Genomic DNA, 13062 nt, shown 5'->3' on the forward strand with positions numbered 1-13062 from the left:
TCTATCCCGCGTTGCAACACCTGCTCTGTGAAAGGCTGCCCAATGAGCTTTGAAACACCCGGACCGGTCGAGGCCCAGCTGCGCGACGCGATCAGCCCGATTGAAGAGATCATCGAAGAGGCGCGCCAGGGCCGGATGTATATATTGGTCGATCACGAGGACCGCGAAAACGAGGGAGACCTGGTGATCCCGGCGGAATTCGCCGATGCCGAGGCGATCAATTTCATGGCCACGCATGGCCGCGGGCTGATCTGCCTGCCGATGACAGCTGAACGGATAGACCGTCTGGGCCTTCCGATGATGGCCGTGAACAACTCGTCGCGGCACGAGACGGCCTTTACCGTTTCGATCGAGGCGCGCGAAGGCGTCAGCACCGGGATCTCGGCTGCCGATCGGGCACTGACCATTGCCACCGCGATCAACGAACAGAACACCATGGCGAATCTGGCTACGCCCGGCCATGTCTTTCCGCTGCGCGCCAAGCGGGGCGGGGTGCTTGTACGCGCCGGCCACACCGAGGCCGCCGTGGACATTTCGCGCCTGGCCGGATTGAACCCCTCGGGCGTAATCTGCGAGATCATGAAGCCTGACGGCACCATGGCCCGGCTGCCCGATCTGGTCGAATTCGCCAGGGAACACGGGCTGAAGATCGGCACCATCAGCGACCTGATCTCGTACCGTGCGCGCCACGACAATCTGGTGGTCGAGACCGCGCGCAGGATGGTCACGTCGGAATATGGCGGCGAGTGGGAGATGCGGATCTTCACCGATCAGACCCACGGGATCGAACATGTGGTGATGATCAAGGGCGACATCAGCACGCCCGAGCCCGTCCTGACCCGCACCCATGCGCTGCACGAGGCCTCGGACATTTTGGGATTGGGCCCGAAATCGCCGCAGGAACTGCCGCGCGCGATGGAAAAGATTGCCGCCGAGGGGCGCGGCGTGGTCTGCCTGTTCCGCAACCCGCGCCACTCGCTGTACGCGGCCGAGGACGAAGGCCCGCGCACCATCAAGCAAACCGGTCTGGGCGCGCAGATCCTGTCAAAGATGGGCATCAAGGAACTGGTGCTGCTGACCGACTCGCCGCAGACGAAATACCTGGGTCTGGACGCCTTTGGCCTGTCCATCGTCGGGACCCGCTCGATTCTCAAGGGTGACTGAGCATGGCTGAGCAAGACAAACACGGCGTTCTGCCGACCCCGAAATTCGATGACCCGGTCAAGCTGCTGATCGTTGTGGCCCCGTTCTATCGCGCCATCGCCGACGACCTGGTTCGCGGCGCCAAGGCCGAGATCGAGGCCGCCGGCGGCAGCTGCGAGGTGGTCGAGGTGCCCGGCGCGCTCGAGATCCCGACCGCGATTGCCATGGCCGACCGCCAGTGCAACTTCGATGGCTATGTGGCGCTGGGCTGCGTGATCCGGGGCGAGACCACGCATTACGAAACCGTCTGCAACGATTCCAGCCGCGCGATCCAGCTGCTGGGCCTGCAGGGGCTGTGCATCGGCAACGGCATCCTGACGGTTGAGAATGACGCGCAGGCCGAAGTGCGCGCCAATCCGGAAAAGATGAACAAAGGCGGCGGCGCGGCGGCTGCGGCCTTGCATCTGATCGCACTCAGACGTAAGTGGGGCGCTTCGAAAAAGGGCGTCGGATTCAAGCCGCCGTCCGAGTCCATCCTTGTGGCGGGCGACAGCAACGGATCAACGACAGCATGACCCAGACAGACACGCCGAAACCGGCAAACCGGAAACGCCTAATGAAATCCGCCGCGCGGTTGTACGCCGTGCAGGCGCTGTTCCAGATGGAGCAGTCGGGCCAGACGACCGAACAGGTGGTCAACGAGTTTCTGGATCACCGGTTCGGCGCGGTCTACGAGGGCGACGAGATGCTGGAAGGCGACAGCGCGCTGTTTCGCAAACTGGTGGATGACGCGGTGAACTATCAGGCGCCGATCGACCAGATGACCGACCGGGCGCTGGTGGCCAAATGGCCGATTTCGCGCATCGACCCGACCTTGCGGGCGCTGTTCCGCGCGGCCGGCGCCGAGCTGAGCCAGAGCGACACGCCGCCCAAGGTGGTCATCAACGAATTCGTTGACGTGGCGCGCGCCTTTTTCCCCGAAGGCAAAGAGCCGAAATTCGTCAACGCGGTTCTGGACCACATGGCCCGCGAAGCCAAGCCCGAGGCGTTCTGACGCGCCACGGGCGATTTTACCCGGCATGAAATTGCGCTAGACTCCTACCGTGTGAGGGAGGTGCGTCATGCCGAAACTGATCCGTCTTTACATCACCCAGGTCGCACTGGGCTTTGTGATCTCGGCTGTGTTCGTCGCCGTGCTGCTGCTGTTGAACGTGGCCAACCTGCGCAACCTCATCACCGGGTCCGACATTGGTTTTGTTGCGCTGATCATGATCTGGTTCATGAATGGGATCGTCTTTGCAGGCGTCCAATTCGCCTATGCGATCATGAGCATGGCTGAAAAGCCAAAAGGCCCGCGCGGAGGAACCCCGGTTGCGGTTAAGCTGGAACCTGTGCGCGTCGAAGCGCGCCGGTCGTGATGGGTGGCTCCTGGCGCTTGCAATTGGTCTGCCCCTGACATTTGATGCGCAAGCGTATCGAGTCGTCCATGAAAGACCGTTTCCTTGACCAAGCCAAGTTATGAAGACGCCATCAATTCGCGGGCGTTTCTGGATGATCTGTCAAGTTTGAATCAGGCGATTGCCGACGGGCTGAAACAAGCAGGCGAGCCAGTCGCGATCAATGGAAACGTGTGCTATGCACACATGCGGGAAGACTTTCACACATCCGATCTCGCGCCATCGATGGAGCCGAAACGGCGTGCTCTTCATCGGCTGGCACAGGAAAGCAATTGTTTTGCCGAGGTCGGAGTGGCGGGTGGCCACGCGGCTTTGTTGGCGCTGCACTCGAACCCCGGTTTGAAATATATCGGAATCGACCTTGGCCAGCGTTTGCGTGATTCATGGCCGGCGGTCGACATCTACGTGCCGATCGCGTTCCGATGGTTCGAAAACCGCTTCCCTGAACGCGTGAAGTTCTACCTCAGGCCGGCGATCGAAGGGCTGGAGCAGGCTGTTCAGGATCGGCCGTTCGGCCCGATCGACCTTTTGCATCTGGATGCGCAAAAGAACAACCGGGTGGCCGAGTTGGATGCAGTCTGGCCTGGCTTGGCTGACAGATGCTACTTGATTCAGGGCGACAACCGAAACGGCCATGTGCAAGCAAGCTCGGCTCGTTTGGTCGAGCAAGGGCGAGCGCGGCCGGTCAGCCTGATTGGGCCGGAAACGCTGCATAGCGCGAACTTCGGCCTATTGGAGACCGGTCCGGGCGTTGTGCGCAACGGACTCAGCCTAGACGGGCTTGCCCATCAGCGCATTCTTGTGTGCGTATGCCATCAGGATGATGAAACACTGTTTGCCGGCTCACTTCTGGCGCATCTCAAGGGGCGTGCCGAAGTTGTCGTTGCAAGCTTCTTCCGGCCTGCGTCCAGCCGTCGAGACACCGATACGCGCGAGGCAGCGATGCAACAGGCGTGCGACATGATTGGTGCCACCCGGGTGCAACTGCCCTTTGCGGTCGAAAGTGATTACCCGAGGCTGCGTCGTTTTATTCGCATGCCAACCAGCGATAGCATGCCAGAACCTGAAATAGTCCGGCCATTGCGCCGCCATCCGTTGTTTGGGCTGTTATCTGGATCTGCCTATGCGTTGATGAAGCAGTTCGCGCCGACAACTGTCATCACTCACAACCGAGTCGGCGAATACGGGCATATCGAACACGTGCTGTTACATCATGCGGTGAAGCAGGCATCTGCACGTTACACGGACGCTCAGTTGTTGACGTTTGGATTGAACCTGCCAGCGGCAGATTTGACCGTGCCAAGCCTGCCGGATCAGAAAAATAGGATGTTTGACTGCTATATGCCGCAATGGAACGGGCGCAAACTCTATGATTTTGCTCTGGATGACGAAACATTCGTACGGGTCAATCCGCAGGAATTCACCTGATCGGAAGGCGGCGGGACCACCAGGCAACCGTGCGGTTTTGATTCCCGAGGACCTGTATGTACAGGTGGGCGCCAGGTAATCAGGCCAGGACCTGAACAGAGCCAGCTCCCTCGGAATTGCTTAAGGCCACCGGAATGCTACCGGTCACGAGAAGGGCAGAACCCGCCAATGGCCTAACTAGGGTGCCGCGCCGGGCTGCGCAAGGGGGCCAGTTGCAAAAGAAGGCATGCGGGGTCGCCCGAACGGGCCGGCACGGCGGTGGCTCGTTCCGGTCCGATCCTCATGGCGAAGGTCCTTGATTTTTGTTCTTGAATTGTTCACATTCTGCGCATGACGTTGGATCTGCAGCCCGGTCAAAGGCTGGCCCGCGGGGTTGCCCGACATCTGGCCAGCCACGGCTTTGTTTCTATTGAGGAATTCGTACCCGCGCGCGGGTTGCGGGTGGATGTGATGGGTCTGGGTCCCAAGGGTGAGCTGTGGGTGGTCGAGTGCAAATCCAGCCGGGTCGATTACCAGTCCGATTCCAAATGGGGCGGATACCTGGATTGGTGCGACCGGTTCTTCTGGGCCGTGGATACTGATTTTCCAACCGACCTCTTGCCGACGGAAACCGGTCTGATCATCGCCGACGCCTATGACGCCGAAATAATACGGATGCCGCCCGAGGCCAAGCTAGCGGCAGCCCGGCGCAAGAAGCTGATCCAGAAATTTGCGATGGACGCCGCGCGGCGTCTGCACATGCTGCGCGATCCGCGGCCCTGACGGTCAGCGTTTGACCGCGCGGGCAGCCTGGGCGGCGGCGCGGATCTCGTCGGCGATTTCCTCGGCCTCTTCCGGGTCGAAATCCATCGGGATTTCGAGGTTGTCGGCTTCGACGAACAGGCGCACCATGCCTTGATCGGTGGGGCCGATCTGCAGGTTCGCTTCGATGTCGCGTTCGGTATTGATGCCCATTTTCGCCTCCGGAGACTGAGCGTTTCTGCTAGCGCGCAACCGGGATTGAATCAAGCGCAGTCTGGGTGTGTCACGGTGCGGGCGGGCGGAACGATGTGTTTTCGGGGTGGTCGGAGTTTGGTCGGCGGAGGCAGCGCGGCCCGAGTGTCCCCTCGGGTCCGGCAGAGGCGGGCGGCGCTTTGGGCTGCCGAAACTCGTGGCGCCCGCGATTTTCTTTGCGCGATCCGCTGTGTCGGACAATGCCAGAAAATTCGCCTACAAGGCACTTGCAATCCCCCGGCGGCTTCGTTAAATCGCCCCTCACGTGCCGCCTTAGCTCAGTTGGTTAGAGCGCTGGATTGTGGATCCAGAGGTCCCCTGTTCAAGCCAGGGAGGCGGTACCATCTCTCCTCAAGCTTTTGTTGACAAGTCGCCCATCCGGGGTCCGGTCTGCGTTGTGCCGCTCCCCTAGGACTAGCGTGACATTCTTAGATTTTTTCGATCCTTCCGGGTGTGTGCATCGCTGAGACGGTTCACGTTGCCCCTGGGGCGGGTATCGGACAGTTTCGGTCGCGTCCGGCAGCGCGGCGCAGCTGCCCGCTTGGGTGCAGTCGCGCACCACTCGGGTGTGCAATGCATGTACCAGCCTATTCCGGCCTCGCGGCGTCGGGACGGCTTGTGTAAGAAAGGGCAAAAGGCAGATCGGAACAGGCGTAAATGTCTCAGACCATTACCGTATTCACGACGATGAAGAACGAAGGCCCCTACATGCTGGAATGGGTCGCCTTTCATCGCATGCTGGGGGTCGATCATTTCCTGATATTCACCAATGACTGCGAGGACGGAACCGATGACATCGCCCGCCGCCTTCAGCAGATGGGGCTGGCGACCTATGTTCCGAATGCCGTGCGCGACGGAGGTAATCCGCAACACCAGATGCTGCGCCGGGCGCGCAGGCACCCCAAGGTGAAAGAGGCCGATTGGCTGATGTGCCTGGATGTGGACGAATTCTGGAATATCCGCGTGGGGAACAACAGCTTTGCGGCATTGATCGACGCGGTCGAACAGAAGGCGGGCCGCCCGGTCGACGCGATTTCGTTCGCCTGGCGCCTGTTCGGCAGTTCGGGCAACATTGGCTTTGACGACAAGCCCGTGACCGAAAGCTTCACCATGGCCGATCGCGAATTTCCCTATCATTCCGGCCGGGCTTACGGGCTGAAGACGCTGTTTCGCAACAATGACCGGTTCAGCCGCTTCGGCCCGCACCGCCCCAAGGGCATCGAAGAGGGGCGCGAGCACGAAGTCGCTTGGTCGGACGCGGGTGGAAACCTGTTTCCCGCTGACAAGGTCGGCTGGCGGGCTTGGCGGGGGTTCGACCATGCATTTGGGCGCCTGCACCACTACTCCGTGCGTTCGCTCGAGGGGTTTCTGGTCAAGCGTGACCGTGGCCGCACCAATCACGTCAAGGTAGATCAGGGGCAGGCCTACTGGTTGGATATGAACGCCAACAAGGTCCGGGATACCTCGATTCAACCCATTGCCCGGCGGGCCGCACCGGTTCTGGCCAAGCTGAAGGCCGATTCCGAGCTTGCCCGTCTGCATGACGAGGCGTGCGAGTGGCACCGCGCCAAGATCGCCGAGATCAAGCTGCGCCCCGACTGGGTGGAATTCCGGTCATGGCTGGCGGACAATCTGGTTTGAGACCCATGGCCGACGAACTTTCGAAGGATCAGCTTAAGCCCGAGCATCCCGACCGTAAGACGGGGTACGAGCGCATTCTGACCGATCCCGCGCCGCCCTGGTTCGTCGAGATCTATCCGGGCGGGGAAGGAACTGGATTCCTCCGTAAGCTCGAACGCCATTCGATCCTGTTCCATCAGCGGGACGCGGCGCGTCTGGTCGTCAGTTTCGACAATATCGGCAATGCCAACGATCTGTCCTTCGCGCGCGAGCCCTGGGGCTGGAAGTTCTTCCGCGACGAGGGCTGGTCGCATATGGGCGTGTTCGCGCGGTCCAAGGCTTGGTACCGCGACCCCGAGATCATCGACTATTTCCAGGCCAAGGCGCGCGAAGGGTTTTTCGAGCGCTTCGACCAAGTCGTGTTTGCTGGCGCCTCGATGGGTGGGTTCGGGGCGCTGACCTTTTCGGCGCTGGCGCCCGGAGCGGTGGTGATCGCCTTCAACCCGCAATCCACGCTGGATGAACGTCTGGTGCCGTGGGAGACCCGATATCGCTTTGGCAAGGTTCAGGACTGGGACCTGCCGCTGGGCGACGCGGCCGACTGCATCCGGACGGCCAAAAAGGCCTATGTTTTCTATGACCCGTTCTTCGAGCCCGATCGGCGGCACGTCCACCGATTGCAGGGCGCGAATGTGGTGCCGCTGAAGACGTGGTTCTCGAACCATTTCGCCGCGCCGATGCTGCGCAAGATCGACGCGCTGAAGCCGGTGATGCAGCAGGCCATGGCCGGCACGCTGGAACCGCAGGCCTTTTATCGGATGATGCGCGCACGGCGGCGCCTGCCCATCTACATGCGCGGGATCGAGGCGGTGGGTGAGGACCGGCATCCGAAACTGGTCGGGGCCGCGCGGCAGCGATTCCGCGCCCTGCGGCGCCAGGCTGCTGCGGGTGGCGCGTCATGACCCCAGACCGGGGCGTGTTCATCGGCCAGCGCAAGGACCGTCTGGGCGCGCGGCTCCTGATGATGCTGACCTGCATCCGCCTGGCCGAGGATTTCGACACGGACTATCGCGTCAACTGGTTTCCGCAAGGAGCCGACGCGCCGGAACTGGACGCCCCGCAAGAGCTGTTCGCCACCGATTGGATGGCGGCCCATTTCTTGGATGGGCAGGCTTACGACGAATTGGCCGCGGATGCCGTCCCCGTCTGGAGCTTTCAGGGCGATCAGACCCCCGACAGGCTGCGCGAACATCTGGCCGCGGGCCGTTCGGTGATCGTCGAGGAGGGGTTCGAGGTTTTGGCCTTTCCCTGGGAAGATGTCGAAGCCATCCGCCCCCGATACCGCGATTTCATCCATCGGATCGGCTTTGCGCCGCCGATCCGCGCGGTCATGGACCAGGCCGACGCCCGGTTGTCGGGCAAGGGGGTGTCGGCCTATCACATCCGGCGCGGCGATATCTTGAACGGCCTGCCCTGGAAGCATACGACCTGGCCCGCCAAGATCGAGCCCGAAGAACTGTATGACGCGCATCTGGAAAAGACGCGCGGGCAGACGGCCATCATGTTTTCCGATCAGCCCGAACTGATCGCACGGTTTCAAAAGCGCCACCCTCAACTGATCCAGATGGCCGACATCGCCGATCTGTCCGGCATGACCCGGGCCCAGCGGGATTTCCTGGAACTCTACACGATGTCGCGGGCCGAGCGGGTGATCGCTCCGTTCATTTCGGCTTTTTCGATGGCTGCGGCCCGGATTTCCGGTCAGCAGCGGCTGGTGTTCCGCGACGTGCTGTCCGAGGACGAGATCGGCCGCGCCAATGAACGAGTCATACAGCGGGTCGCCCGGGGACCGTCTGCATTTCTCAACCCGTCCGAGGCCGCCCATGTCTATGCCAAAGCGTCGCAATACCTCTGCGCGCAGGACCGCTGCCAAGAGGCCTATGACCTCGCCCAGCCGATCCTCGATGCCGGAGCGGACAATGCGTTTCTGCCGCTGCTGCAAGCGCTGAACGCCTTTTATCTGGGCAAGTGGAAGGAAAGCGAACACCTGGCCCGGACCGGGTTGGAAAAGTCCGACCTCTGGCCCGAGGACCGAGCCGTTCTGTGTGCCTTGCGCGGCGCTATCTTGGGTGCCCAGAAAAAGCGCTGGGCCGCAGGGCGACAATTCGCAAAAGCGTTTTGGGCCAAGCCCTTGCGGCCCGATGTGGTCGTGTTGGGTTCGCGGATGCTTTACCGCGACCAACTGCCGTTCCGCCTGTTCCCGCCGGTCGACTGGGTGTTGCAGCGCCGGCTGCGGCAGCGCCGTTTCGCGCCGTTCAACAACCTGTATCTGGTCCAGCACAAAGTCATCGCACGCCAGCCCTGCAATTTCGACATGGTGCTGCTGGACTGGGCGGACCTTTCGTTGGACCAGCGCGCGCGACGGTTGCCCAAATCGCCTGCGCGGCTGGCCGCGCTCGAAGCGGCGGTTCGGGCATCGGAGGACCTGTCCGGTGACGATCCGGCCGTGCAAAGCCTGATTTCGACGGTGCACCGGCACACCGGCGAGGTGTCACTGTCGGCGGCGATCGACGTTGCGCGCAGGGTCGTTGCGGCCTGTCCAGACGCCCCGCTGTACCACAAGCGCCTTGCCGAGTTGTATGCCGATGCCGGCGATGCCGGGGCGGCGCGGCTGTCGATGGCGGATGCGCTGGCCTGCGACCCCGACAATGCTTTCCTCGTCTTTGCAATGGGCCAGTTGTTGATCCGCCTCGGGGCCAAAAGGCAGGGCGAGCAGCAGATCCTGAATGCCGCGGAACTGGACGAGGTCACCGCCGCCATCCAAGGGGCGGCCGGCCGCATTTACCTTAGGCGCGGGAACAAGCCGCAGGCCAAAAAGTTCTTGGAACGGGCCGTGGCGCTTTGCCCGACCTATTCGCGGTTTTACAACCAGCTGGGGCGGGTCGATGGGTGACATGCGCGCATCGACGCCCGAAGCTGCGGCGGGGCGGGGCAGTTTGCCCTTGGTCTGCCGGGGCGAAGAAAATAATCTGAATGAAAAACCGGTGCCCGCGGCGGGATCGCCCGACCGGGCCGATTGATCCGAGGCAGAACCGCATGGTCGAACAGCCCCCTCGCTTTGTCAGCGTGACCCCGATGAAGAATGAGGGCCCCTTCGTTTTGGAGTGGGTGGCGCACAATCTTGCAATCGGAATCGACCAGATGGTCGTGATGACGAATGACTGCACGGACGGCACCGACGCCCTGTTGCAGCGACTGCACGACCGCGGCGTTCTGATCCATGTCGACAACAACTCGGCGCGTCCGAGCAGCCCGCAGAAGCGTGCCTACAAACGGTTCCTGCGCATGGACGTGGCGCGGCCGCAGGACTGGGTGGTAGTTATCGACGCAGATGAGCACATCAATGTAAAGACGGGCGACAACACCCTGCAATCACTGGCAAAAGCGGTGCCGGATGCGCGCATGATCTCGATGACCTGGCGGTTGTTCGGAAATGCCGGGGTCGTGGGCTATGAAGACAGGTTCCTGTCCGAACAGTTTTGCCGCGCCGCCCCGGAACACATGCCGCGCCCGCCGCAGGCCTGGGGGTTCAAGACCATGTTCCGCCGGGACCTTTGGAACGTGATCGGCGTCCACCGACCCAAGCGCCCCAACGTCGAGAGCATGGCGGAGTGCCATTGGTACAACGGATCGGGGCGGCCGATGCCCGAACGCTATTTCACCAGCAGCTGGCGCTCGGCCCGGGACTCGGTCGGGTACGATCTGGTGCAGGTGAACCACTATGCGCTGAAATCCTGCGAAAGCTATCTGGTTAAGAAGGTGCGGGGGCGGGCGCATCACACGGGTGAAAGCCTTGGGTTGGACTACTGGAACATGATGAACCACAACGCGGTCGAGGACCGGTCGATTGACGCCATCGCCGATCGAAAGCGGGGCCATTTCCACGACCTCATGTCGGACCCTGAAACCGCGCGCCTGCACCACCAGTCCTGTGACCTGCATCGCCGGCAGATTGCCGAGCTGCTGAATACCGCCGAGATCCGCGCCCTGATGCAGCAGATGACGGCCGGGCAGGAGGACGCCTGATGCTCTGGTTGCACCTCGGCATGCCGAAAACCGGTACGACCGCGCTTCAGTCCTATTTGCGCGGTCATGCGGATATTTTGTCCGAGAACGGGCTGCGCTACATGAAGGCCGGGCGTCAGCGGCCGGACACGGGCGAGCGCCCCAAGGTCAGCCACAACATGATGGCGTTTCACCTGAATCAGACGGCCCAGCCGCTGGACGCTTTCCGCGAAGCGATCGCTCGCGAATACGAAGATCACGCGGACAAGGCCTGTGTGGTGTCGTCCGAGATGTTCTACACCGCCGACCTAGCGCGTCTAGCGCAGGTCTTCGCGGAAATTCCCGCGCGCGAGATGCGCGTGGTGTTCTATTGCCGCCGCTATTCCGATTTCTTCGAGGCCGATTACAAGCAGCGGGCCAAGAACGGACGGCTGCCCGCGGATGGCTCGGGCTTTGTCCGTGACCGGCTGGCGGCGATCCGGTCCAACCCGGACGGGCACAGCTATGCCGGTGCGGTCGGTCGCATCCGAGCGGCTTTTCCGGGCGTCGCGATCGTGCCGCTTCTATATGAACGGGCGGAGCTCGCCAACGGCAATGTCATCGATGATTTCCTGTCACGGCTTGGGGTTGCGCCGCCACCCGGGTGTCCGACCGACCTGCCGGCCAACCCGTCCTTGTCGCGGGTCGCCAGCGAGGCCTTCGGCGTGGTGACCCGGGCAATCGGGCGCAAGCGCAGCCGCCAGTTGCGCCGTCAGGCGGTGAGCGATCCGGTGATGATCCGCCGGCATGACGTGCTGGAACCTGATGAGCGCGCCTGGCTGGATGACTTTCTGGCCGAGGCTGACGAAGGGTTCCGGCAAGAATTCTTTCCCGACCGAAAGGTTTTGTTCTCTCCGGTCCGCCTTGGTGCCGAAGACCAACGTTTCCGCCGCGACAGCGCCGAAGAGGTCGCTGCTCTCAAGCAAGCATCGGAAATCGTGTTCCGTATGGCACTCGACGCCTGAGGCGCCTCAATCCAGCGGAATCTCCTGCCGCTGGCGCCCGGTGGTCTTGTCGAAGATCAGGATACGGTTGTCATCGGTCACCACGGCGAACCAGTTGCTGCCGATGGTAACGGCCTGGGCGCGGGCACCGTCGGGCAATTCGATCTGATCGGGCAGGGTGGGGGTTCTGTCCGATAGGCGGATGACAATCAGGGCGAATGTCACTAGAACGCCGCCAATCATCACCGCGGTCAGCAACATGACCATGCGGCGCAGCAGGCGCAACTGAGGCGTTTCCTGCGGTTCTTGAGGATCTGAAGGGACAGTCATGGGCACCCGGCAAATAGACTTCGTGATCGCGGACGCTCCGCCGCCCCGCCTTGATAAGGCGCTTTCGCGGGATGTGCCAGCAGATGAAAATCTGTCGCGGACCCGTCTGGCCCGCCTGATCGAGGAGGGCGCGGTTTCGGTGGACGGCAAGGTCGTGACCGATGCCAAGGCCAAGGTGGCGGAAGGTGCGGCTGTCTGCATAACCGTGTCCGAGGCGGATGAGAGTCATATCGGCCCCGAGGACATTCCGCTGGACATCGTGCACGAAGATGCCGACCTGATCGTGATCAACAAGCCTGCGGGGATGGTCGTTCATCCGGCGCCGGGATCCCCCAACGGCACTTTGGTGAATGCGCTGCTGCATCACTGCGGCGATGATCTGTCTGGCGTGGGCGGGGTCAAGCGGCCGGGCATCGTTCACCGGATCGACAAGGATACCAGCGGGCTTCTGGTGGTCGCCAAATCGGATGCGGCCCATCAGGGGCTTGCGGCCCAGTTCGAGGCGCACAGCGTCGAGCGGTATTACCGCGCGGTGTGCTACGGCGTTCCTGATGCCAACGATCCTCGGCTGCGCGGCATCAAAGGCGTGAGTTTCGAACCCGGCAACGTGATGCGGATCACCACGCAGCTGGCGCGGCACAAACACGACCGGCAGAAACAGGCCGTGCTGTTCCACGGCGGTCGCCACGCCGTCACGCGCGCCCGGGTCGTCGAGGTGTTCGGGCAGCCCGGCGCGGTGTCGCTGATCGAATGCTGGTTGGAAACCGGGCGCACCCATCAGATCCGGGTGCACATGGCCCATGCCGGGCATGGTCTGGTGGGCGACCCGGCCTATGGAGGCAAGCGCAAACTGTCGGCCCGGTCCTTCGGCGCGGACGCGGCAGAGGCGGTGCGCAGCTTTCCCCGGCAGGCGCTGCACGCGGCGGTTTTGGGGTTCGAACACCCCGTGACCGGCGCTCGGATGCGGTTCGAAGCCCCTATTCCGCAGGACATGCAGGCCCTTATTTCGGCGTTGAAACAACCCGCAAGGTCTCGTGACTAAC

General features: G+C 62.4%; 14 protein-coding genes and 1 tRNA gene. 13 read left to right on the forward strand and 2 right to left on the reverse strand.

The genetic code is table 11. From position 1 onward, the window contains the following. Positions 1–42 precede the first annotated feature (42 nt). The 6 genes from ribB (at position 43) to AC2FMM_RS04265 (ending at position 4790) form a co-directional block, all read left to right on the forward strand. Entirely contained in the window at positions 43–1164 is a 1122-nt protein-coding gene (ribB, locus tag AC2FMM_RS04240; RefSeq protein ID WP_496795873.1) for a 3,4-dihydroxy-2-butanone-4-phosphate synthase, read from the forward strand. 2 nt (positions 1165–1166) lie between these two features. After that, positions 1167–1718, forward strand: a complete 552-nt coding sequence (locus AC2FMM_RS04245; RefSeq protein WP_005983872.1) for a 6,7-dimethyl-8-ribityllumazine synthase — start codon at positions 1167–1169, stop codon at positions 1716–1718. Next, entirely contained in the window at positions 1715–2197 is a 483-nt protein-coding gene (gene nusB / locus AC2FMM_RS04250) for a transcription antitermination factor NusB (RefSeq protein ID WP_496679589.1), read from the forward strand. The genes AC2FMM_RS04245 and nusB overlap by 4 nt, the downstream gene beginning before the upstream one ends. Before the next feature lie 67 nt (positions 2198–2264). Next, positions 2265–2561: a hypothetical protein gene (locus AC2FMM_RS04255; RefSeq protein WP_170445382.1), complete on the forward strand. Its 297-nt coding sequence runs from the start codon at positions 2265–2267 to the stop codon at positions 2559–2561. 84 nt (positions 2562–2645) lie between these two features. Beyond that, positions 2646–4028, forward strand: a complete 1383-nt coding sequence (locus AC2FMM_RS04260) for a PIG-L family deacetylase (RefSeq protein ID WP_496710909.1) — start codon at positions 2646–2648, stop codon at positions 4026–4028. Between the two features lie 330 nt (positions 4029–4358). After that, entirely contained in the window at positions 4359–4790 is a 432-nt protein-coding gene (locus tag AC2FMM_RS04265) for an MmcB family DNA repair protein (RefSeq protein ID WP_496679595.1), read from the forward strand. Between the two features lie 3 nt (positions 4791–4793). Here the strand turns inward: AC2FMM_RS04265 and AC2FMM_RS04270 are convergent, their stop codons facing one another. Then, positions 4794–4982 carry a DUF6324 family protein gene (locus tag AC2FMM_RS04270; RefSeq protein ID WP_149776801.1) on the reverse strand — a complete coding sequence of 63 codons (189 nt, stop codon included), beginning with the start codon at positions 4980–4982 and terminating at the stop codon, positions 4794–4796. A gap of 306 nt (positions 4983–5288) precedes the next feature. On the opposite strand from AC2FMM_RS04270, the gene AC2FMM_RS04275 reads away from it, so the two are divergent. From AC2FMM_RS04275 to AC2FMM_RS04300, 6 genes are all read left to right on the forward strand, one after another. Further along, positions 5289–5365 (forward strand) — tRNA-His (locus AC2FMM_RS04275). 313 nt (positions 5366–5678) lie between these two features. Further along, complete coding sequence (locus AC2FMM_RS04280) at positions 5679–6662, forward strand: glycosyltransferase family 2 protein (protein WP_496795874.1); 984 nt, start codon at positions 5679–5681, stop codon at positions 6660–6662. 5 nt (positions 6663–6667) lie between these two features. Then, the gene (locus tag AC2FMM_RS04285; RefSeq protein ID WP_496687067.1) at positions 6668–7603 is read left to right on the forward strand and encodes a hypothetical protein; all 936 of its coding nucleotides are present in this window, start codon (positions 6668–6670) and stop codon (positions 7601–7603) included. Further along, a complete protein-coding gene (locus AC2FMM_RS04290; RefSeq protein WP_496795875.1) occupies positions 7600–9594 on the forward strand; it encodes a hypothetical protein in 1995 nt (664 codons plus the stop codon). The genes AC2FMM_RS04285 and AC2FMM_RS04290 overlap by 4 nt, the downstream gene beginning before the upstream one ends. Before the next feature lie 143 nt (positions 9595–9737). Beyond that, positions 9738–10727 (forward strand): glycosyltransferase family 2 protein, encoded by a 990-nt coding sequence (locus AC2FMM_RS04295; protein ID WP_496795876.1) that lies wholly within the window; start codon positions 9738–9740, stop codon positions 10725–10727. Continuing rightward, the gene (locus AC2FMM_RS04300) at positions 10727–11710 is read left to right on the forward strand and encodes a hypothetical protein (protein WP_496795877.1); all 984 of its coding nucleotides are present in this window, start codon (positions 10727–10729) and stop codon (positions 11708–11710) included. Before AC2FMM_RS04295 ends, AC2FMM_RS04300 begins: the two co-directional genes overlap by 1 nt. A gap of 6 nt (positions 11711–11716) precedes the next feature. On the opposite strand, the gene AC2FMM_RS04305 is transcribed toward AC2FMM_RS04300, so the two are convergent. Beyond that, a complete protein-coding gene (locus AC2FMM_RS04305; protein WP_040634129.1) occupies positions 11717–12019 on the reverse strand; it encodes a DUF6476 family protein in 303 nt (100 codons plus the stop codon). Here AC2FMM_RS04305 and AC2FMM_RS04310 point away from each other — a divergent pair. Further along, positions 12018–13061 (forward strand): RluA family pseudouridine synthase, encoded by a 1044-nt coding sequence (locus AC2FMM_RS04310; RefSeq protein ID WP_496795878.1) that lies wholly within the window; start codon positions 12018–12020, stop codon positions 13059–13061. The genes AC2FMM_RS04305 and AC2FMM_RS04310 overlap by 2 nt on opposite strands. Position 13062 lies beyond the last annotated feature (1 nt).

It is taken from the genome of Ruegeria sp. BHSC043 (assembly GCF_059612985.1).

What these genes read in the sequence shown, in the direction of transcription:
- ribB (WP_496795873.1), top strand. Translation starts at nt 43, where the DNA reads ATGAGCTTTGAAACACCCGGACCGGTCGAGGCCCAGCTGCGCGACGCG.
- AC2FMM_RS04245 (WP_005983872.1), top strand. Translation starts at nt 1,167, where the DNA reads ATGGCTGAGCAAGACAAACACGGCGTTCTGCCGACCCCGAAATTCGAT.
- nusB (WP_496679589.1), top strand. Translation starts at nt 1,715, where the DNA reads ATGACCCAGACAGACACGCCGAAACCGGCAAACCGGAAACGCCTAATG.
- AC2FMM_RS04255 (WP_170445382.1), top strand. Translation starts at nt 2,265, where the DNA reads ATGCCGAAACTGATCCGTCTTTACATCACCCAGGTCGCACTGGGCTTT.
- AC2FMM_RS04265 (WP_496679595.1), top strand. Translation starts at nt 4,359, where the DNA reads ATGACGTTGGATCTGCAGCCCGGTCAAAGGCTGGCCCGCGGGGTTGCC.
- AC2FMM_RS04270 (WP_149776801.1), bottom strand. Translation starts at nt 4,982, where the DNA reads ATGGGCATCAATACCGAACGCGACATCGAAGCGAACCTGCAGATCGGC.
- AC2FMM_RS04280 (WP_496795874.1), top strand. Translation starts at nt 5,679, where the DNA reads ATGTCTCAGACCATTACCGTATTCACGACGATGAAGAACGAAGGCCCC.
- AC2FMM_RS04285 (WP_496687067.1), top strand. Translation starts at nt 6,668, where the DNA reads ATGGCCGACGAACTTTCGAAGGATCAGCTTAAGCCCGAGCATCCCGAC.
- AC2FMM_RS04290 (WP_496795875.1), top strand. Translation starts at nt 7,600, where the DNA reads ATGACCCCAGACCGGGGCGTGTTCATCGGCCAGCGCAAGGACCGTCTG.
- AC2FMM_RS04295 (WP_496795876.1), top strand. Translation starts at nt 9,738, where the DNA reads ATGGTCGAACAGCCCCCTCGCTTTGTCAGCGTGACCCCGATGAAGAAT.
- AC2FMM_RS04300 (WP_496795877.1), top strand. Translation starts at nt 10,727, where the DNA reads ATGCTCTGGTTGCACCTCGGCATGCCGAAAACCGGTACGACCGCGCTT.
- AC2FMM_RS04310 (WP_496795878.1), top strand. Translation starts at nt 12,018, where the DNA reads ATGGGCACCCGGCAAATAGACTTCGTGATCGCGGACGCTCCGCCGCCC.
- AC2FMM_RS04305 (WP_040634129.1), bottom strand. Translation starts at nt 12,019, where the DNA reads ATGACTGTCCCTTCAGATCCTCAAGAACCGCAGGAAACGCCTCAGTTG.